General features: G+C 70.8%; 15 protein-coding genes. 3 read left to right on the top strand and 12 right to left on the bottom strand.

Going from position 1 to position 19,115, the window contains the following annotated elements; all coding sequences use genetic code 11:
* Nucleotides 1-24 precede the first annotated feature (24 nt).
* Both ACN6LM_RS10035 and ACN6LM_RS10030 read right to left on the bottom strand, forming a co-directional pair.
* On the bottom strand, nucleotides 25-714 hold the full coding sequence (locus ACN6LM_RS10035; protein ID WP_445064957.1) for a GPR1/FUN34/YaaH family transporter: 690 nt from the start codon (nucleotides 712-714) through the stop codon (nucleotides 25-27).
* Nucleotides 715-846: 132 nt separating this feature from the next.
* Nucleotides 847-1,815, bottom strand: coding sequence for an alpha/beta hydrolase (locus ACN6LM_RS10030; RefSeq protein ID WP_445064956.1), 969 nt, complete (start codon nucleotides 1,813-1,815; stop codon nucleotides 847-849).
* Nucleotides 1,816-2,908: 1,093 nt separating this feature from the next.
* Between ACN6LM_RS10030 and ACN6LM_RS10025 the strand changes: the two genes are divergently transcribed.
* Nucleotides 2,909-3,592 carry a response regulator gene (locus ACN6LM_RS10025; RefSeq protein ID WP_445064955.1) on the top strand — a complete coding sequence of 228 codons (684 nt, stop codon included), beginning with the start codon at nucleotides 2,909-2,911 and terminating at the stop codon, nucleotides 3,590-3,592.
* A 3-nt stretch (nucleotides 3,593-3,595) separates the two neighbouring features.
* Here ACN6LM_RS10025 and ACN6LM_RS10020 read toward each other — a convergent pair whose 3' ends face one another.
* A complete protein-coding gene (locus tag ACN6LM_RS10020) occupies nucleotides 3,596-5,329 on the bottom strand; it encodes a sensor histidine kinase (RefSeq protein ID WP_445064954.1) in 1,734 nt (577 codons plus the stop codon).
* A 122-nt stretch (nucleotides 5,330-5,451) separates the two neighbouring features.
* Entirely contained in the window at nucleotides 5,452-6,312 is an 861-nt protein-coding gene (locus ACN6LM_RS10015; RefSeq protein ID WP_445064953.1) for a universal stress protein, read from the bottom strand.
* A 192-nt stretch (nucleotides 6,313-6,504) separates the two neighbouring features.
* Between ACN6LM_RS10015 and ACN6LM_RS10010 the strand changes: the two genes are divergently transcribed.
* A complete protein-coding gene (locus tag ACN6LM_RS10010) occupies nucleotides 6,505-7,593 on the top strand; it encodes an Acg family FMN-binding oxidoreductase (RefSeq protein WP_445064978.1) in 1,089 nt (362 codons plus the stop codon).
* 63 nt (nucleotides 7,594-7,656) lie between these two features.
* On the opposite strand, the gene ACN6LM_RS10005 is transcribed toward ACN6LM_RS10010, so the two are convergent.
* The 6 genes from ACN6LM_RS10005 to ACN6LM_RS09980 all read right to left on the bottom strand — a co-directional run bounded on the left by ACN6LM_RS10005 (nucleotide 7,657) and on the right by ACN6LM_RS09980 (nucleotide 16,085).
* Nucleotides 7,657-10,047: a glycoside hydrolase family 65 protein gene (locus tag ACN6LM_RS10005; protein ID WP_445064952.1), complete on the bottom strand. Its 2,391-nt coding sequence runs from the start codon at nucleotides 10,045-10,047 to the stop codon at nucleotides 7,657-7,659.
* Nucleotides 10,044-10,538, bottom strand: coding sequence for an HAD family hydrolase (locus ACN6LM_RS10000; RefSeq protein WP_445064951.1), 495 nt, complete (start codon nucleotides 10,536-10,538; stop codon nucleotides 10,044-10,046). Before ACN6LM_RS10000 ends, ACN6LM_RS10005 begins: the two co-directional genes overlap by 4 nt.
* Nucleotides 10,539-10,576: 38 nt before the next feature.
* Nucleotides 10,577-11,659, bottom strand: coding sequence for an alcohol dehydrogenase catalytic domain-containing protein (locus ACN6LM_RS09995; RefSeq protein WP_445064950.1), 1,083 nt, complete (start codon nucleotides 11,657-11,659; stop codon nucleotides 10,577-10,579).
* A 25-nt stretch (nucleotides 11,660-11,684) separates the two neighbouring features.
* Entirely contained in the window at nucleotides 11,685-14,471 is a 2,787-nt protein-coding gene (locus tag ACN6LM_RS09990) for a cation-translocating P-type ATPase (RefSeq protein ID WP_445064949.1), read from the bottom strand.
* A gap of 78 nt (nucleotides 14,472-14,549) precedes the next feature.
* Nucleotides 14,550-14,996, bottom strand: coding sequence for an Hsp20/alpha crystallin family protein (locus ACN6LM_RS09985; RefSeq protein ID WP_445064948.1), 447 nt, complete (start codon nucleotides 14,994-14,996; stop codon nucleotides 14,550-14,552).
* A gap of 180 nt (nucleotides 14,997-15,176) precedes the next feature.
* Nucleotides 15,177-16,085: a universal stress protein gene (locus tag ACN6LM_RS09980; RefSeq protein WP_445064947.1), complete on the bottom strand. Its 909-nt coding sequence runs from the start codon at nucleotides 16,083-16,085 to the stop codon at nucleotides 15,177-15,179.
* A 297-nt stretch (nucleotides 16,086-16,382) separates the two neighbouring features.
* On the opposite strand from ACN6LM_RS09980, the gene ACN6LM_RS09975 reads away from it, so the two are divergent.
* Nucleotides 16,383-17,240, top strand: coding sequence for a universal stress protein (locus ACN6LM_RS09975; protein ID WP_445064946.1), 858 nt, complete (start codon nucleotides 16,383-16,385; stop codon nucleotides 17,238-17,240).
* Between the two features lie 107 nt (nucleotides 17,241-17,347).
* Here the strand turns inward: ACN6LM_RS09975 and ACN6LM_RS09970 are convergent, their stop codons facing one another.
* Both ACN6LM_RS09970 and ACN6LM_RS09965 read right to left on the bottom strand, forming a co-directional pair.
* Nucleotides 17,348-18,055, bottom strand: a complete 708-nt coding sequence (locus tag ACN6LM_RS09970; protein ID WP_445064945.1) for a helix-turn-helix domain-containing protein — start codon at nucleotides 18,053-18,055, stop codon at nucleotides 17,348-17,350.
* Nucleotides 18,055-18,957, bottom strand: coding sequence for a universal stress protein (locus ACN6LM_RS09965; RefSeq protein ID WP_445064977.1), 903 nt, complete (start codon nucleotides 18,955-18,957; stop codon nucleotides 18,055-18,057). Before ACN6LM_RS09965 ends, ACN6LM_RS09970 begins: the two co-directional genes overlap by 1 nt.
* Nucleotides 18,958-19,115 lie beyond the last annotated feature (158 nt).

Genomic DNA, 19,115 nt, shown 5'->3' with positions numbered 1-19,115 from the left:
CGAATGCGAGGGCTGCGGCCGTTCTCAGAGCGTGCGGCGCACGCCCGCGTGACGTTCGAGGTTGCGCAGCTGCACACTCAGGTCGCCCTCGACGGCGTGGTGCGCCGGGCCGCTGCGGCCCAGAGGCAGCACCTCCTCGCCCCGCATGTCCTCCAGCATCAGCGCGAACGCGGCATAGAGGGCGACGGCCGCGAGAAGCAGACCGAGGGCTCCGGAGAGGACGGTGAGCGCGTGCGCGCCGCTCAGCCCGGCAGCGGCGGCCACGCCGAAGCGGGGCACGGCCACGCACAGCACGAGCCACAGCGCGCGCTTGGCGCGGGCGACGGATGCCATGAGCAGCGCGAAGAGCGTGAAGCACAGGTTGAGCACGCCGAGGACGCGCGGTCCGTGCTCCGGGTGCAGCGCGAGTACGAGGGCATTGGCGAGCCACGTACCGGAGAAGCACGCCATGAGCGTGGCGGCCAGAACGTCGCGGGCCCCGAAGGCGAGTACGGCGACCAGGAGTTGCAGGACGAACGCGGGCAGGATGGTGAAGGCCACGGCCCGGCCGGCGTCCTCGCCGAGTATCCCGAGCTGGTAGGTACCGGCGATGACGGAAGCGATGCCGACGGCGTAGAAACCCAGGGGCATCGGGGAAGCGATGGGCCGCAGGTTGATGCGGGTCATCGCACGCAGATCGGGTTCGAAGCGGCGGGCGGGTGGAGGTGTGGTCATGATGATCACCTGTCGGGAAAGCTGCTGTCCCATCAGGGCAGCACGGCGGGGCGGAACCGGCCGGTGTGGCATGAAGGCCGGTCCCGCCTGGGCAGGGTTCGAAAAACCGCGGGGGTTAGGGCGAAGCGGAGGTCAGCGCGGTGCCAGCGCCGTACGCAGCGTGGCTACGGCGAGAGCGATCGCGGACTCGGCGGCCTGCGTTCCGCGCAGCGCGTTGAGCATGACGAAGTCATGGATCACGCCCTGGTACCGCACGGCGGTCACCGGCACCCCAGCGGCACGCAACTTCGCGGCGTACGCCTCCCCCTCGTCGCGCAGCACGTCCGCCTCCGCGGTGATGACGAGCGCCGGAGGAAGGCCGGTGAGCTGCTCAGTACTGGCGCGCAGCGGGGAGGCGGTGATGCGGGCGCGGTCGCTCTCGTCGGTCGTGTACTGGTCCCAGAACCAGCGCATGCCATCGCGGCGCAGAAAGTAGCCCTCGGCGAACTGCATGTAGGAGGCGGTGTCGAAGGAGGCGTCGGTGACCGGGTAGAACAGCACCTGCTGGCGCAGAGCGAGGCCGCCGCGCTCCTTCGCAATGAGGGTGAGCGCCGCGCTCATGTTGCCGCCCACCGAGTCACCCGCGACGGCGATCCGCTCACTGTCCAGGCCGTGCCGGGCGCCGTCGGTGACGATCCAGCGGGCCACGGCCCAGTTCTGCTCGATCGCGACGGGGTACCGCGCCTCGGGCGAAAGCGCGTACTCGGGAAACACGACGGCCGCGCCGGTTCCGTCGGCGAGTTCACACACGAGCCGGTCATGGGTGTGCGCGTTGCCGAAGACCCAGCCGGCGCCATGGATGTAGAGGACCACTGGGAGCGGCCCCGAGGCCCCGGCAGGCCGGACGATACGTACGCGCACGTCACCGGCATCGGACGGGACGGTCACCCACTCCTCGTCCACCTCAGGCAGTTCCACGGAGCCGGACTGCGCTTCGTCCACCGCGGCACGGCCCTCTGCGGGGGCAAGATCGAAGAGGTACGGGGGCTGCGCCGTCGCCTCGGCGAACGCAGCTGCGGCCGCTTCCAGGACAGGTGAAGGCGGAACGGGAAAGGATTGCATGAATGGTCTTCTTCCAGCACTCAGAGGGATACGTCGGAGCAGAAGGTGCTGCTCCGAAGAGCACGCTAGGCACGACCAACAGCGAGTCCCGCCGCTGCGCGCACCACTCCTTGCTCCGCAGCGCACAGCGCTTCGTCAGCGTCAGCGCCGCTCGAGGGCTTCCGACCCACAAGCCGAGGCAGCAACCGCAGAACGAGCGGGCAGCCGGGGAGCACCCTTCCTCGCCCCACGCCAGAGGACACGCACGCGCCCGCGGTACTCAACGCACCGCATTGACCGCCCTCAGGGACTCGGGATCACTCTCACGCTCCACCGGTGCGCGTCGGCGAGCCTTTCGGTGCTTGGTGAGAGCTGCTCGCTCACTGCGGCCCGCCGGTCGCTGACCTCACTTACCCAATCGTCTCTCTGCTCCCGGTCACCACTTGGGCAACTCGCTGACCTGTGCATTCACGGGCCTGGGTCAGCAATCGGCGAGACAGACACCGAGCCGGAGCCCGACCACACCTGCCACGAACTCGTCGGCGGGCCGCTCGACGGACAGCTGCTCAACGTTACCGACTGGACCGAAGACATGCTCGCCAGCGGCGCCTACCCGATGGCCTCACTCAGCGCGTACGGGCCCGGCGGCCGCGCCTCCTGCGCCCTCGACCACGCCGACGGCTGAAGACACCGTCCGAAGCCACCGGCGGTCTTGCACGCTGACTGTTCGTCTGGAGCGATATCGACTTCGAGTTGCGTGTCGTCACCGTCCAGCGCAACGGGCTGCGAAACCCCCGGATGAAGAACTACTACAACGACTGGGAAGCCATGGCCCGCGACGGCGTCGCACTGCTGCGCATGCAAGCCGCCGCGCCGGTATGCCGTCGTCGTTCTCGTCCAGCTCGACCGCGTCCGGATCGTGCAGCGTGCGCAGGGAAGCCGATCCACCTGCCGCACGTAACCAGCACTCCCCCACGCCCACCACGTAGGGCTGGGGCCTCGGGGGCGGCGCACACCCTTCGGCGAGTCAGGCGTCACCGGTGTCCAGAAGGAACCTATTGATGGACAATTCGGATAGCGGTGGGTTGTGTGTCCGTCGAGCAGAGGGGCCATTATGTCCGGTCCGACCCCCGGATCGCTTACTCGGGTCTTCCTCGTGGACGACCACGAGGTCGTACGGCGGGGGCTGCGCGACCTGGTCGACGACGAGCCTGACATGGAGGTGGTGGGAGAGGCGGCGACGGCGCGGCAGGCGGTGGCCAGGGGCCCTGCGCTGCACCCCGATGTGGCCGTCCTCGATGTGCGCCTGCCCGATGGTGACGGGATCGGGGTGTGCCGGGATCTGCGCTCCGCGATGCCGGGCGTGGCCTGTCTGATGCTCACCTCGTTCGACGACGAGGAGGCTCTGCTCGATGCCATCATGGCGGGTGCGGCGGGGTATGTGCTGAAGCAGATCAACGGTTCCGATCTGGTGTCGGCGATCCGGACGGTTGCGACGGGGCAGTCGATGCTCGATCCGGCCACCACGGCCAGGCTGATGCGTTCGCTGCGTGGGCCCCGGAGCGAGAAGTCGCCGCAGGACGAGCGTCTGGCGGGGCTGTCGGAGCGCGAGCACGCGGTCCTGGACCTGATCGGTGAGGGGCTTACCAACCGGCAGATCGCGCAGCGTCTCTACCTCTCGGAGAAAACGGTCAAGAACCACATTTCACGGCTTCTGGGGAAGCTGGGCGTGGAGCGTCGCGTCCAGGCCGCAGTGATGGCCGCGCACGTGCACGAGATCGACACCGACCCCAGGTAGCCCTCAGTCGGCCGGTTCTTCCAGCGGGACCCACCACGTGAGCGTCGTGCCCCGGTCGGGCGTTGGCCGGGTACGGGCGTCAAGGCCGCCCCCCAGCCGTTTCGCGCGTTCGCTCAGGTTGCCGAGACCGCTGCGTCTGTCCCCGTTCCGCATGCCGACCCCGTCGTCACTGACCGTGACAGTGAGTGTGCCGCTGCGCGCGACGACCGCCACTTCCGCGGCGTGGGCTCCCGCGTGACGCGCCACGTTGGTCAGTCCTTCGGCCACCACCGCGATCACCTCGTCGCCCGTGTTCGCCGGTACCTCGGTGTCGAGCAGTCCTTCCATGCGCAGCGCGGGGGCGAAGCCCAGCGTCGGTGCGGCGGCGTCGACGGCGCCGACGACGCGGCTTCTGAGCTTGGGGGCGGTTCCGGGCTCGGAGTGCTCGCGAAGGCCGAAGATGGTGGAGCGGATGATCTTGATGGTGGTGTCGAGGTCGTCGATGGCCCGGATGACGCGCTCTCTGGCCACCGGGTGTTCGACGAATCGGCGGGCGCTCTGCAGCGTCATGCCGGTGGCGAAGAGGCGCTGGATCGCGAGGTCGTGCAGGTCCCGGGCAATGCGGTCGCGGTCCTCCAGGAGGGTCACCTGTTCGGCGTCCCTGCGCCGGTCGGCGAGTTCGAGGGCCAGGGCGGCGGATCCGGTGAAGGCGGGTAGCGCGGCTGTCTCGGTGCTGGTGAATTCGGTTCGCCCTCTCCGCCGCAGGAGGACGAGTACGCCGCTCAGCCGGTCCTTCGTACCCACTGTCGCGGCGACCGCCGGGCCGAAGCCTTGCCAGCGTTCGGTCTGAGCCGTGATCCGCCCGTCCCTTTCGATGTCCGCGAGGATGACGAGCCCTCCCGCGGCGAGTGCCGCGGCTGCCAAGGTCCCGTCGATGCTGGGCAGTACCACGCCGCGGTGCCGGGCTGCGCCCATCCCGCTCGCCATCGACCCCCGCAGTGAACCGTCCGGCCCGACCAGGTAGTACACGCCCATATCGGCGTCGGCGATGTCCACGGCCCGGTCGAGCATGCCGTCGAGGACCTCTTGCTCCCTGGATCCGGAAAGCAGCGCGCCGGTGAAGTCGGCACCGGCGGCGAGCCAGAGTTGGCGCAGGCGCGCCTCCTCGTAGAGCCGGGCGTTCTCGATCGCGATGCCGGCGGCGACGGCCAGTGTCGTCACCACGGCTTCGTCTTCGTCGTCAAAACTGCCCCGGCCGCGTTTCTCGGTCAGGTAGAGGTTGCCGAACACCTCGTCGCGGACCCGGATCGGTACGCCGAGGAACGAGTGCATCGGAGGGTGATGGGGTGGAAATCCGTACGAGGCGGGGTGGTCGGCCAGCTCGTCCAGGCGCAGCGGTTCGGGGTGCCGGATGAGCTCCCCCAGGATGCCGTGGCCTGAGGGCAGCGCGCCGATCCTCTCGTGGAGTTCTTCGTCGATGCCGGTGGTGAGAAATCGGGAGAGTCGCTGGTCGTCACCGATGACGCCCAGTGCGCCGTACCGTGCGTCGACCAGCGTTACGGCGGACTCGATGATGGTGCTCAGGACCTGGGAGAGGTTGAGGTCCTGGCCGACGGACATGACGGCCTTCAGCAGCTCGCCGAGCCTTTCCCTGGTGCTCCGGGCCTCGTCCAGTCGTGCCTGCAGTTCCTCGAGGAGTTCGTCGAGTCCTAGGTGTGGAGCGCGTGCTCCACCGCTTCGGGTCTCCTCCGGGCCCATCGGCGCCTCCGGCTGCAGGGGACTCGGCGTGTGCCGGTCCGATCCCCGTTTCACGGTAGCTCCGATGAGTTGCGCCTTCTCGTCGGGGCGGGCCGGTGGGGCCGCCGAGAGCTGTGAGCGGGTTATCGGGTCGGGACGGTGATGATTGGGCAGTGGGCGCGGTGCAGGAGGCCGTGGACGACGGAGCCGACGCGCATGCCCGTGTAGCCGCCTCGGCCGCGGCGGCCGACGACCAGGCCCAGGGCGTGTTCGCCTGCCTCCGCCAGGGTTTCGACGGGTGAGCCGACGCGGACCTCGTGGCTCAGGCGGAGGTCTGGGTACTCCACCGTCCAGCCTGCGGTGATCTCCGAGAGCTGCCTGCGCTCGGACTCAAACATGGTGTCGCTCGAGCGGAGGGAGAAGACGGGTGGCTGCCAGACCGCGATGGCGCGCAGCTCAGCCTGCCTGAGGGCCGCCTCTTCGAAGGCGAAGGCGAGGGCTGAAAGGGAGGGCTCGCTGCCGTCGACGCCCACGACCAGGTAGGGCCGTTCCTGCGTGCTGTGCTCGGACTCGCCCACCACGGCGACCGGGCAGTGGGCCTGTGCGGTGACGGGGAGCACAAGGGCGCCCGCGCTGAGGTATTCCTCGGTGCGGCTGAGGTGCCGGGAGCCAAGTACGATCATGGCTGCGTTCTGCGACAGACGAGCCATGACCTGCGCCGGGAAGCCGTCGATCACCGACGTGGCGATCTCCGCGTCCGGCCGCCGCTCCCGGGCCCAGCCCGCCGCCGCGCTCACGGCGTCCTTGCTCTCCATGATTCGGGCCATGTGCCGGGGGGTGTCGTCAACGTGGTGGGTGTCGTGCTGCGGGGGCACGGCTACCACCAGCCGCAGGCCCAGATGGCGTCGGTGGGCCTCGTCGGCCGCCCAGGCGACAGTAAGACGCCAGTTTCTCGACGGGTCGATGCCGACGGCGATCTCGCGGTGTTCGGTCGTGCTGCTCATGATCCGCTCCTGTCCCGGTGACGGGCCTGCCACAGCCGCGCGGCTTCGCTCTCCCTCCACCGTGACCCCCAGGGGGCGGTGCTCCAAGGGCCTCCCAGGGACGAGACGGGGGCCGAAAGTCCCAACGCCCTTCGGCTGCCGAGCCCGACCGGCCCGGAGGGTGGACCGTAAGGCCCTCGCCGCGAGCCCGGGATTCGGGGACCGTGGAGATACGGGTATCCGTGCTCTCCTCCACGCACAGGCCGGCCACGGCTCCGCGGCCGGCGGACAGGACAAGCCGTGACCGCCAACGCCCTCACCCGGACCCTTGTGACGTCGCTGGTCGAGGACGCGACCCGCGCCCCGTCCATGCACAACGCGCAGCCATGGAAATTCCTCCACCGGTCGGCCACAGACACGGTCGAGCTCTACGGTGACCAGGCACGCGAGATGCCGCACGCCGATCCGGTCCGCCGCGCCCTGCACCTGGGCTGCGGCGCGGCCCTGTTCGGCCTGCGCGTGGCCGCCGCGCACCGGGGCCTGCGCGCGGAGGTGACATTGCTGCCCGCTTCCGGCGACGCCTGGCACCTGGCTGACGTACGCCTCAGCCGCAGGGAATCCGATGACGCCGCAGACACCGAGGCGGCCACGCTCCACTCGGCTCTCCGTGAGAGGCACACCAGCCGTTTCCCCTTCACGGAGGAGCGGGTTCCGGCCGAGGTCATGGCGAGGCTGAGCACTGCCGCGGCCCGTGAGGGCTGCCGGCTGGACGTGCCCGGGGACTGGTTCGCCGACGTCCTCATGGAGCTCGTACGCGACTCCGAGCGCCTGGAGGCCGCCGACCCCCGGATGCGTGCCGAGGTCGCCGCGTGGACGCGCACAGCGGCAGAGTGGGGCGGGGACGCGGCGGCGGAGGGGATACCCGCATACGCCTTCGGCCCCCGACAGTACGACGTGACCTCGCCGGTGCGCGACTTCGAGCCTCCGCACCCAGGACCTTCCCGTACCTCGGCCCGCTTCGAGAAGCGTCCCCAGATGGCCCTGCTCGGCACGAGCAACGACACACCGCGTGACTGGCTTGTCGCTGGGCAGGCCCTGCACCGGGTACTGCTCCAAGCCACAGCGGACGGCCTGTCCACGTCGCTCATGTCCCAGCCGCTGGAGTGGCCGGAGCTGCGGGCGCTGTCGCGCGACCCCCGGTCCGCGTCGGGCTTCGTCCACATGCTGCTGCGCCTGGGGTACGGGCCGCGTGGGCGGGCGACTCCGCGACGGCCGGTCTCCGACGTCCTCGTCTTCGTCTGATCAGCCCGAGATCGCCCCTGCGGCGCCCGACGGCCCCCCGACGCCGGGGGACGCGTACACCGCTCACAGCCGGAACCAGCGCTCCTCCCCCGGCGTGACGCAGATCCTTCGGCCGTCCGGCAGCAGGACGGGGACCGGCCCCCGGGGGGATTCGGGCACGCGGACGGCTAGCCGCCCGGGCAGCACGCGGACCCGGACCCCCTGGTGGCCCCGGAAGCAGATCGTGAAGGAGAAACGGGGTATTTGTGCAAGGGGAACGGGCTTGACCCGTAGCCCCTCGGGCCCGGCCTCCAGGCCAGTGATGCCGCGCTCGACCAAATCGACCGTTCCTGCCATAGCTCCGAGGTGGATGCCCTCGCCTGTCGTGCCGCCCTGCAGGTCGGCCACGTCCCCCAGGAGAGCGTCCCTGCAGTAGCGCCAGGCGTCCGCGCCCATGTCCCGCGCGCTCAGCCAGCCGTGGACGAGGCTGCTGAGCGTCGAACCGTGGCTGGTGCGGTGCAGACAGTACGCCTCTGTCGCGCGCCAGGTGCTGGCGTCCAGGCGATAGCCGAGCCGGGCGAACAGTTCATTCAGCTCCCGGGGCCGGAAGAGGTAGCCGAGCATGAGGGTGTCGGCCTGTTTGGTGGCTTGGTAGCGGTTCACGGTGTCGCCCTCGGCCTCCAGGATGCGGTCGAGGCGGCGGATGTCGCCGTAGCGGGCCCGGTAACCCTCCCAGTCCAGTTCCTCCAGATCTCCGTAGCCCTCGAACTGGTCGATCACCCCGTGGTGGAACGGGATGTGCAGGCGGCGCGACACCTCGTCCCACCGCGCCAGCTCCTCGGTGTCGAGAGACAGATCCTGTGCCAGTTCCGCACGTCGTGCGGCAGGCAGTTCGTCCAACAGGGCGAGACCGCGGGTGAGGACCCAGGCCGCGGTGGCGTTCGTGTACGCGTTGTCGTCGATGCCCGGTCCGCCCGCGCCGGGATAGGCGTCGTGGTATTCGTCGGGCCCGACCACGCCGCGGATTCGGTACCTGCGCAGATCCGCGTCGTACCGGGCGGCCCACGCCCAGTACCGGGCCACCTCAAGGATGATCTCGGCACCCGCCGAGTGGAGGAAGGCGCGGTCGCCGGTGGTCTGCGCGTACCGCCAGACGTCGTAGGCAACGGCCGACCCCACGTGCCGCTGGAGCCGTGAGTGGTCGGGCAGCCATCGCCCTGAGCGCGGATTGAGGTGCAGCTCCTGGGTCTCCTCCTGCCCCGAACCGGCGCTCTGCCACGGGTAGAGGGCGCCCGGGGCCCCGAGGTCGCGGGCCGTCGCGCGCGCGGCGGGGAGCCGGCGGTGGCGGTACATGAGCAGGGCCCTCGCCACTTCGGGGAAGTGCAGGTTCAGATAGGGCAGGACGAACAGCTCGTCCCAGAAGACGTGCCCGCGGTACGCCTCTCCGTGCAGCCCCCTGGCGGGGACGCCGGCGTCGAGGTCCGCGGTGTGCGGGGACAGCGTCTGCAGTACGTGGAACACGTGCAGGCGCAGGATGCGGCCGGCGGCGCCGGGTACGTGCAGCTCGCCCTGCTCCCACAGGCGCCGCCAAGCCGCCGCGTGCGCGGCCAGGAAACGGGGAAAGGCGGACGCGCGGGCGACAGCGGCGCACGCCTCCGCGCGAGGGTCGCCGGCCGGGCGGTCGGCCGAGGTACGCAGCGCCAGGGTCTTCACGACGCTCACCGTGTGGCGCGGGGCGACAGGCAGGCGGAACGCCTGGACGGACGCCGTGGGTGTGGCCGTCTGCGCGGCGGGAACCGGAGGTGTGGTAACCGTGCGGACGGCCAGCACCAGGCGGGTGCCGTCGTCCCCTGCGCGGCAGGTCAGCCAAGCGGTGCCGCCGGATTCGAAACCGCTTAGGTGGCCATTGAGATGGCGGCCCTCCAGGTTCCGGTACCGCTGGACTCCGGCATTGGTGACGGCTCCGTCAATGACGGCCTTTACCTCCACGACGCCGCTCCACCCGTAGGCACGGAACGTGCTGCGCTGGGCGGCCAGGTGCGGATCGCCCATGTGCACGATCCGCGTGTGGACAACGCGCAGTCCTCGTCCCCGCGCGTCCCGGAAGAGCATCTGCCGAGTGAGCGTCCCGGAGCGTAGATCCAGCCGCACGTGGTGGTGGCGCAGGTCCGCGGAGTCGGGCGTCAACCAAGGGCCGGGCGGTCCGTCGTCCGGGAGGCAGCGGTAGCGCAGCAGCGTCCAGTTGGGCAGGTTGACCATGTCCTCGTTCGTCACCCTGCGGCCCGCCACGGTCGAGGTGCGCCGGTCGTAGCAGCCGGCGAGATAGGTGCCCGGGTAGTGGACGGCGCCCGCAGGACACTCGGGGGCGGAGCCCCTGGTGGCGAATCTGCCGTTGCCGAGTGCGCACAGCGACTCGACCAGCCGTTCCCGTTCCGGTTCGTAGCGGTCGTATATCCACGTCCACCCGGTGCTCATGCTTGTTCGCCCCGGATTTCCCGCACCATGGCCAGAAGGTCCGGGACGACCACGTCGGTGCCCTCCTGTCGCAGGGCGCGTGCGCCGTGCGCATCGGAGCTGCGGTCCACGCCGACGACGCGACCGAAGCCTCCATGCCGCCCCGCCGCTACGTCGGCCAGTGCGTCCTCCACCGTGGCGGTGTCGTGAGGGGGTCCGAGCCGGCCGACCGCGTTGAGGGAGAGCGCGGGGTCCGGCTTTACGGGCGGCAGGGGTCGGACTGTGTCCTCGCCCTTGACGACGACGGCGTGAAGCCGGTCCAGTCCGGTGTCCGCGAGCAGGATCCGGGCATGCGGAGGCGCCCCAGCGGGAGCACGGTGGATCCCGCGCTCAGGGGGCGCTGTCAGCGCTTCCTCGGCCCCTGCGTGGGCGGCGGGGTGGGCGTCGAGCGACTTCCACGCGGCCGCGTGTACGAAGGCGGAGTCGCCCGGGGCACCGTCGGTGTCGAGCATCACTGTGCGCTGTGTCCGTGACGGCCCGCAGCCGGCGTTCACGCGGCGGCCGGTGGGCCGGGCACCTGCACGGCTGTGTGCTGCGGCGCGCCGAGCACGACCTTGATGGCACCCGTGTCGGCCGCACGGCCGAACACGTCGTACGCCTCCTCCATCTCCCCGAGTGCGAAGCGGTGGGTGACCAGCTCCGACGTCTCCAGGCGGCCGGCCGCCAGCATGCGCAGCAGCATGGGCGTGGACGCGGTGTCCACCAGGCCTGTGGTAAGCGTGACGTCCTTGATCCACAGCTCTTCGAGGTGGAGTGTTGCGGGCTTGCCATGTACCCCGATGTTGGCGACGTGGCCTCCTGGCCGGACCATGCGGGTGCAGCTCTCGAACGCCTCGGGCACGCCCACCGCCTCCATAACCACATCGGCGCCCAGGCCGTCCGTCAGGTCGGCGACGAGCTGTTCCGGCTCCTCGTCGGCGCCCACGGTGGCGTCGGCACCCAGCGCCCGTGCCGCAGCCAGCCGCGAGGCGGCGAAGTCGACGGCGACGATCCGGCCAGGGCTGTACAGACGTGCCGTGGTGATCGCGGCGAGGCCGATCGGGCCGGCGCCCACAACGACGACCGTATCGGCGGGCCGCACGTGGCCGTTGAGGACGCCCACCTCGTAGGACGTGGGGAAGATGTCGGCGAGCAGGACGGCGTCCGCGCTGTCCACGGCGCTGGGGAGCGGGTGGAGGGACAGGTCGGCGTACGGGACCCGGACGTACTCCGCTTGTGTCCCGTCGATGGTGTGCCCGAGGATCCAGCCGCCTCCGCCCAGGCACTGCCCGTAGCGGCCCTCCCGGCAGTACCGACAGCGGCCGCAGGCCGTGATGCATGAGATGAGAACCCGGTCTCCGGGCCGCACGGTACGAACGTCCCGTCCGGCCTCGACAACGGTGCCGACCGCTTCGTGGCCCAGGACCCGGCCCGGTGTGACCTCGGCGACGTCGCCCTTGAGTATGTGCAGGTCGGTTCCGCAGATGGTGACGAGGTCGACCCGCACCACGACGTCGCCCTGGTCCACGATGTCCGGGTCGGGTACGTCCTGCCAGGCGATGCCGCCCGATCCCTGAAAGACAGCGGCCCTCATGCTGTCCACCTTCCTCCTGCACGGCTTACGGGTTGCCCCTCTTCCAGGTTCGGCCGTCGCCCTCTGCGGCGCATGGGCCGGTCGGCCCTGGCCGAGGGCCGCTCGGACCCTGTCGGGGCTCCGCACTTCTGCGGCTGCGGCGGCGCCGGGCGCGTCGCAACTCGTCGGTGCCCCAGACCAGGAACGGGAAGGCCGCCAGCAGGAGCACCACGTCGGGCGGAAGGGCGGCGGTGCCGAAGAGGTGCTGGAGCGGAGGCGCGTAGACGAGCGCGGCCGTGAACGCGAGTTCGAAGGCGATTCCGGCGAGCAGGAGCGGGTTCGAGAGGACGCCGATCGCGCGAAGTGGCGCGTGGTCGGTCCGGGCGGCGAAGGCAGTACCGACCTGGCAGGCGACGATGCCGGCGAAGGTGGCCGTGGTGGCCGTGACGTAGGCGTGGTGCAGTGCGCTTCCCGGGCCAGTGGGGTCACCTGGCTGCCAGCCGGCGCGCCACAGGACGTAGAAGAAGCCCACCAGGACGAGAACGGCCGATACCGAACCGAGACAGCCCCAGCTGCGCACGAGCATGTCCCGGGAGATCACTCTTTGATCCCGTGGTCTCGGCGGGCGTGCCATGACACCGGGTTCGGAGCGCTCCCGGCCGAGAGCGAGCGCGGGAAAGGTGTCGGTGCCGAGGTCGATGGCGAGGATCTGGAGGACGGTCAGCGGCAGCGGCACAGCACCGGCGGTCAGTGCGAACAGGAGGAAGGGGACGATCTCCGGGGTGGCATGGGTGAAGATGTAGATGATGAACTTGCGGACGTTGTCGTAGACGCGGCGCCCGGCCTCGACGGCGGCCACGATGGTGGTGAAGTCGTCGTCCGTGAGCACCATGGCGGCGGCTTCGCGTGCGACATCGGTGCCGGAGCGCCCCATGGCGATGCCTATGTGGGCTCGGTGCAGGGCGGGGGCGTCGTTGACCCCGTCACCGGTCATGGCGACGATCTTCCCGTGTGCTCGCAGCGCGTCCGCGACCTTGAGCTTCGCCTCCGGTGAGGAACGGGCGAAGACGACTTCGCAGCCGGCGTTCAGTACCCGGTCCAGTTCCTCGTCCGTGAGGGACTCGGATGCGTCGATCACCTTCAGCTCGGGTACGCCGATGCCCACTTCGCGTGCGACCGCAGCGGCGGTGGCCCCGTTGTCGCCCGTCACCACGTGGACCATGACCCCGGCTTCGTGGCAGCGGCCGACGGCGGCCCTCACCTCGGGGCGCGGCGGGTCGTACAGGGCCACCAGGCCGAGCAGGGTGAGTCCTGCCTCGGCGTCCCGGCGTTCGGCGGGCGGCTCCGCCCCGGGGGCGATCTCGCGTACGGCCACCGCGAGGACGCGCATCCCGTTCTCGGCGAACCGTCGTGCGGCGGCACTTGCCTCCTGGACGGGTGAGCCGGGGCGGAGGCGGTCGATGACGGCTTCCGGTGCCCCCTTGACGATGATCCGTGCGGCGTGCGAGGTGTCCTCGGTCTGCACCACCGACATCAGCCGCAGCCGCGGGTCGAAGCGGAAATGAGCGCGCCGTCGCGCGTCCCGCGTGTCCGGGTCGACCGGAGTGTGATGGTCCATGGCGCCCAGGAGCAGCGCGGCTTCCATGGAATCACCGTGCAGCTCACCGCCGGCTTCACGCGTGACCGTCGTACACAGGGCTGCCGCCCGCACCAGTTCCCGCTCCCAGGGCCCGCCCTCCTCGCCATGGGCAGTCGTCCAGAACGCTCGCAACGCCATATGGTTCCGTGTCAGCGTGCCGGTCTTGTCCGTACAGATGACACTCGTCGAGCCGAGTGTCTCCACGGCGCTCAGCGGTTTGACCAGGGCCCCCCGGCGGGCCAGCGCCCGGACGCCGACCGCGAGGGAGAGGGTGATGATCGGCAGCAGACCCTCGGGGACGTTGGCGACGAGGAGCCCGATGGCGAACATCAACGAGTCGGTCACGGGAAGGCCGACGGCCACACCAACGGCGAGGAACGCCGCACCCATGCCCGTCGCCACGCCCGCGATGAGCCAGGCGGCCTTCCTCACCTGCCGCTCGAGCGGGCTCGACTCGCGGCGGGTGCGCTGGCTGAGGGCGGCGATGCGCCCCAGTTCGGTGCTGCCCCCGGTGGCGAAGACGATCGCCGTGGCCTGGCCTTCGACGCACGTGGTGCCGCTGAAGACCAGATTCGGTTCCTCGCTGAGCGGGGCTCCGAGGACGGCCTCGGCCGCCATCCGTTCGGCCGGCACGGATTCTCCGGTCAGCATCGACAGGTCGACTTCGACTCCTCCGTCGATGACTCGCGCGTCGGCGGGGACCTTATCGCCCTCTTCCAGGACGATCACGTCACCCGGTACAAGGTCGCGGGCCTCGACGGTGACGGGGTGGCCGTCCCGTACGGCGAGGGCGCGTTCGGGGAGGTAATGGGCGAGGGTCTCTACCGCGCGCTCGGCCTGGCGCTCCTGGAGGAGGGCGAAGGCCGCGTTGACCGCGATGACCGAGATGATCGCCCAGCCCAGGACCGCGATGTCCGCGACGAAGGCGAGTGCGGCGGCGGCCCACAGCAGCAGTGCCAAGGGGTGGGCCAGCTGTCCTGTCAGTTCTCGCACGAAGGAGGAGTGCTGTCGGCTGCGTACCTCGTTGGGTCCGTGTACGGCGAGACGGCGGGCTGCCTCCCGGGCCGATAGTCCCTCGGGCCCGGTGGCCAGTTCGCGGCGCAATCGGGGCAGCGGCTCCCTGGGATCGAGCGCCGCCCGGGGGCCGGTGCTGGTGGGCCCCGGGACGGTGTGCCTGGTGAAGTGGGCGTTCATCGTCGTCACCCGCTCGTGCGGGTGGTCAGTCCGGGGCGGCGGAGCATGGACGAGCCGGGTTCGCCGTCATGCCGCCTTTCATGTCCTCCCCGTGCCGCCACGCCTGACGGGCACACTCTGGCCGGCCTTCGGCGCCTTACCGGGCACAGGGGCCCGGACGGTCAGAAGACCGTCCGTGTACGTGGCGTCGATGCTGTCGGCCGGAACCGCCTGAGGAAGGCGCACGGTACGGCGGAAGGACCCGTACCGGAACTCCGAGTGCTCCTTGTCCTGGTCCGTCTCGTCGTGCTCCGCGCTCACGGTGACGAGGTTGTCGTCGACGGTGACACGGATGTCCTCCGGGTCCATCCCGGGCAGCTCGGCGCGCAGCACGTACATGCCGTCCTGCTGCGCGACCTCGACCGGGATGGAGTGGGGTGCTCCGCCCGGACGCCAGCCGGGCAGCCCCGGGAAGCCTCGCGCGAACCAGTCGTCGAAGTCCGGGGCGAGCCAGTGTTTGCTGTGTCCTGCCTTGCGTTCGGCCATGGCACTGTCCCTCGTTGCGGCCGGAGGCTCCCGGCACACGCTTCGGGCGCGGGACCGGGCGGTTCCGTACCCCGTTCCTCCAGCTTCACACCGCCCCCTGACAGGGGCGGCGGCCGTGCAGGGTGCATGGAAGGGCCGGAAGACCCCATTCGCGAGGGACCGGCCAGCCCCGGAACGAGGTCAGGTGGGAGCCGATCGGTCTCGCGCCGCAGAGGAGGCCCGCAGCCGGCTGTCTTCGCCTTCCGGACCACGTGACAGCGGCGGTACGGTGACGACCGGGCACTCCGCGTGGCGCAGGAGGCCGTGGACCACTGGGTCGAGCGGGGCAGCGACAGGACGGTCGCCGGGGGCGCGTCCGACGACCAGCGCGAGGGCCGAGTGGGAGACGAGGACGAGCTGTTCAACCGGAGGACCGTGCAAAACTTCCATGACGACGTCCAGTTCCGGGTGGCGTCCGGTCCATGTTCTCACGTACTCGGCAAGCATCCGCCAGCCCGTGTCAGGGCCGTCGTCGCCGCGAGGTGAGGCCGAGGGCGGCAGGACGCGGACGGCCCTGAGCCGGGCCCGGCGGAGCACCGCCTCCCGCGTACCGAAGGCCATGGCGGCCCGGCTTGCGGGGGTGTCGTCCACCGCGACGGCGAGCGTGCGCGGATGTACCTGCATGTGCTCCAGGGCTCGAACGACAACGACGGGGCAGTCCGCGAGCGCCGCCAGCAACGGCGCGACCGAGCTCTCGCCAAGGACCTCGGTGGGCCCATGCGGCGGGCGGTGCGCGCCGACCACGACGAGTGCCGCGTGCTCCGACCGTTCGCACAGCACGGGGACCGGCGGTCCGTCGATCAGTTCGGTCGCTGGTGACAGGTCGGGGTGAAGTTCGCGTACGACGTTCTCGGCGTTGGCGAGAGCCGACGCGGCACGGGCGCGCAGGGCACTGTGCCTGGAAAAGTCGCCGCGCGCGAGATGACGGCCGCCCTGTACCGCCGCCACCAAACGGATCCGGACGCCCCTGCGGGAGGCTTCGTCGGCGGCCCAGAACAGGGCCGGCACGGACGGCCGTAGGGGATCGACGCCCACCACGACGGCGTTCATGACCAGTTCCCTGATCCGGAATGCACTGCGCTGCCCAGGCCGGCGTGCTCTGCCACCGCCGTCCATGTGCGGCAGGCACGAGCCGGTCCGGGCCGAGCGGACATCGTGCTGCTCATGGCTCCTCCTCGACGGCGCCGACCTGCCTGGCAACTCCGGTGAACGACAGCTCCCACGCTCGCATTCCCGTACACCCGTGGGGATGGGCCGTTCGGGCCCGATCGATACCTGCCCGGCCCTGCTGAACCCCGCAGGGGAAAAGGCACGCTGAGGTTGTGGCCCCACACGAGGAGGTGCGTCATGACAGCACAAGTCATCGCCGGACTGGACGGCTCCGATGAAAGCCTCGCAGCCGTGGAATGGGCGGCGGAAGAGGCCCGGGCGCGGCAGGTACCGCTCGCTCTGCTGCACGTCCAAGAACTGCCCGCCAACCCGGAGGTACCTCTGGCGCAGGTCAGCGAGGCGGCCCAGCGTGCCGAGGAACTGCTCCGGGAGACGGCGGAGCGCCTGCGCGCCGAGCATGCCGGGCTGGACGTGTCCGCCTCGCAGACCACGGGCCGGGCGGCCGAGGAGTTGACGGCCGCGGCGAACACGGCCGACGTCACCGTCCTGGGGTCGCGGGGACTCGGCAGGGCGTCCGGCTTCCTCGCGGGCTCTGTCTCGCTCGCCATCGTCGGCGCCGCGCTGAACCCGGTCGTGCTGGTGCGGGCTCACGACGAACGGAAGGCGCCTCAGGGCGGCCTTCTAGTCGGCATCGACGTCGACCACGCGTCCGATGCGCTGCTCGCCTTCTCCTTCGCCGAAGCCGCCCGCCGCAAGATCTCCCTCCGGTTCGTGTACAGCTGGACCCTGCCGGCCTCGTACGGCTACGCCGCACTCATGGATCCGGCCCTCGGCATCGACCAGAGCGAACACCTCACCAGCACGATGCTGGACTTGATCGAGCCGTGGCGCCGGCAGTACCCGGAGGTGGAGGTCACCGCGAAAGCGGTCGTGGGGTCACCCGCTCTCCAGATGGTGGAGGCGTCCCGCGAGGCCGAACTGGTGGTCGTAGGTCGTCGCACCCGGCGGCTGCCGCTGGGCCCGCACCTCGGGCATGTCGCCCACGCCGTCATACACCACAGCCCCGCGCCGGTCGCGGTCGTGCCCCTCGCCTGAGACACGGGGTGCCTGAGCCGGCCCGAGCCTGGGGCGTACCTGAGCCCCCCGGACGCCGCGTGCGTCCGGGGGGCTCAGCGTGCCGACGTTGCGGGCAACGTCGGCCCTCAGCCGTTGCCGGCGTCCGGTTCGGACGCGGTGCCGGGGGCGCCGGGGACCAGGATGCGGCGGCCGGTGAGCCGTTTCGGGACGAGAGCCACCACTGTCGTACGTCCGTCCCCGGCCCAGGGTTCGGAGTCCCAGGTGCTTCGCAGGTGTTCGGACTCCGGACCGGCTGGAAGCGTACGGGTCGGGCCGACCGCCAAGACGCTCCAGCCCTGACTGAACGCCTCGTCCAGCCGGTCCAGCTCGAAGGCGACGTCGCCGCCAGCCGATGACGCCTGTGCAAGGCTCGACTCGGCGGCGGTCATGAAGACGATCCGCCCGCCTGTGACGTGGTAGTTCACGGGGAAGACCACAGGGCCCTCCGCTCCCGCCATCGCGATACGACCGACACCGTGGCCGTCGAGCAGCCTCCAGCACTCCGCTGCGTCGAGTTTCTCCATCCGCGGGTGGTGGCCTGCGGCGGCCCCGCCCTGCGGCAGATCCGCGTTGAATCCGGCAAGGTCTCGCACGGTCGTCTCCAGCGCGTCCGCGAGCCGGACGAGGAAGGCCGGTCCCGGAGCGGGCACCTGGTCCTCCACATAGGCGAGGTAGCTGGGCGTGGAGCCCGCCCGGTCCGCCACTTCCTCAAGGGACAGGCCGAGCTGGGCGCGCCTGGCTGCCGCGCGACGCCCCAGGTCTCCCGCGCCGTGCGCATCACGGGTTCCGCTCATCACGAGTCTCCTTCCATCTCCGCCTCCGGGGTACGGCGCGGAACGACGGCGACAGGGCACGAGGCGTGGTGCAGCGAGCGGTGGGCCACTCGGCCCAGCTCCAGCCCGATGAGTCCTTCCCTGCGTCGTGCTCCGACGACGAGCAGGTCCGCAGCCGCCGACCGTTCCGTCAGCACCCGATGGGGCAGGCCCTCGACCGTGCTCCTGCTCAGCTGGACCCCGGGGTAGGCGCGGGCCATGGGCTCAAGCGTCGGGTCGAGCAGTTCGGCGGCCCTCGTCTCGTAGCAGCCCGCCCCGCCGCCCGACATAAGCGGGTGCGCGGCAGGTTCATGGGCCGGCCGGCTCCAAACGCAGACGGCATCGAGTTCTGCTTCCCTCACAGCGGCTTCGCGGAACGCGAAGTGGAGGGCGGGCGAGTCCTCATCGTTCTCTGCGACCCCGAGCAGCACACGGCCGTGCCGTGACTCCAGTGCGCACCGGGCCCCCCGGACCACGACCACCGGGCCGCGGGAGCGCGCCGCCACGATGAGACCGACCGACCCAAGGAGCAGGTCGGCAAACCTGCTGCGTCCCCGGGAGCCCACTACGACGGCCGCAGCCTCAGTTCCCTCGCGCAGCAGCGCGCCCGCCGCGTCCTCCGCCAGCACCTCCGCAGTGATCTCCAGGTCCGATGCACGCCGCCGAGCTCTTTCCGCCGCAACCGCGACGACATTCTCCGCCAAGACCTGACCGGAAGGGCGATCGACCGTCCAGGCGGGCACCACTCCCTCGTACCGCTCCCACAAGGACGCGTGCACGACGCGTAGCGGGAAACCGTGCCGGACGGCCTCGTCGACAGCCCAGTCGAGTGCTTCGAGACTGGGATCCGAGCCATCGACACCCACCACTACAGGCAACCGCATCAGGCCCACCGCCTTCCACCTCCGCGGGGCTCCTCCTGCCACAGTCCCACCGCCGCACGGGGCCAGGAAGGGCCGGTCGGCCCCCTGTCGTGACCCGACGGGGGCCTGGCTCCGCACGGTGCCCGCCGGGCACGCTGCGTGCGGCCGTCAGGTGGCAG

It is taken from the genome of Streptomyces sp. SAS_281, from assembly GCF_052542855.1.
Note: the sequence above shows the minus strand (reverse complement) of the source record. Positions and strands in the feature narration are given on the sequence as shown.

Bases quoted from the DNA above. Each gene is read 5' to 3' on its own strand.
- ACN6LM_RS10035 (WP_445064957.1), bottom strand. From the start codon at position 714: ATGACCACACCTCCACCCGCCCGCCGCTTCGAACCCGATCTGCGTGCG.
- ACN6LM_RS10030 (WP_445064956.1), bottom strand. From the start codon at position 1,815: ATGCAATCCTTTCCCGTTCCGCCTTCACCTGTCCTGGAAGCGGCCGCA.
- ACN6LM_RS10025 (WP_445064955.1), top strand. From the start codon at position 2,909: ATGTCCGGTCCGACCCCCGGATCGCTTACTCGGGTCTTCCTCGTGGAC.
- ACN6LM_RS10020 (WP_445064954.1), bottom strand. From the start codon at position 5,329: ATGGGCCCGGAGGAGACCCGAAGCGGTGGAGCACGCGCTCCACACCTA.
- ACN6LM_RS10015 (WP_445064953.1), bottom strand. From the start codon at position 6,312: ATGAGCAGCACGACCGAACACCGCGAGATCGCCGTCGGCATCGACCCG.
- ACN6LM_RS10005 (WP_445064952.1), bottom strand. From the start codon at position 10,047: ATGAGCACCGGGTGGACGTGGATATACGACCGCTACGAACCGGAACGG.
- ACN6LM_RS10000 (WP_445064951.1), bottom strand. From the start codon at position 10,538: ATGCTCGACACCGACGGTGCCCCGGGCGACTCCGCCTTCGTACACGCG.
- ACN6LM_RS09995 (WP_445064950.1), bottom strand. From the start codon at position 11,659: ATGAGGGCCGCTGTCTTTCAGGGATCGGGCGGCATCGCCTGGCAGGAC.
- ACN6LM_RS09990 (WP_445064949.1), bottom strand. From the start codon at position 14,471: ATGAACGCCCACTTCACCAGGCACACCGTCCCGGGGCCCACCAGCACC.
- ACN6LM_RS09985 (WP_445064948.1), bottom strand. From the start codon at position 14,996: ATGGCCGAACGCAAGGCAGGACACAGCAAACACTGGCTCGCCCCGGAC.
- ACN6LM_RS09980 (WP_445064947.1), bottom strand. From the start codon at position 16,085: ATGAACGCCGTCGTGGTGGGCGTCGATCCCCTACGGCCGTCCGTGCCG.
- ACN6LM_RS09975 (WP_445064946.1), top strand. From the start codon at position 16,383: ATGACAGCACAAGTCATCGCCGGACTGGACGGCTCCGATGAAAGCCTC.
- ACN6LM_RS09970 (WP_445064945.1), bottom strand. From the start codon at position 18,055: ATGAGCGGAACCCGTGATGCGCACGGCGCGGGAGACCTGGGGCGTCGC.
- ACN6LM_RS09965 (WP_445064977.1), bottom strand. From the start codon at position 18,957: ATGCGGTTGCCTGTAGTGGTGGGTGTCGATGGCTCGGATCCCAGTCTC.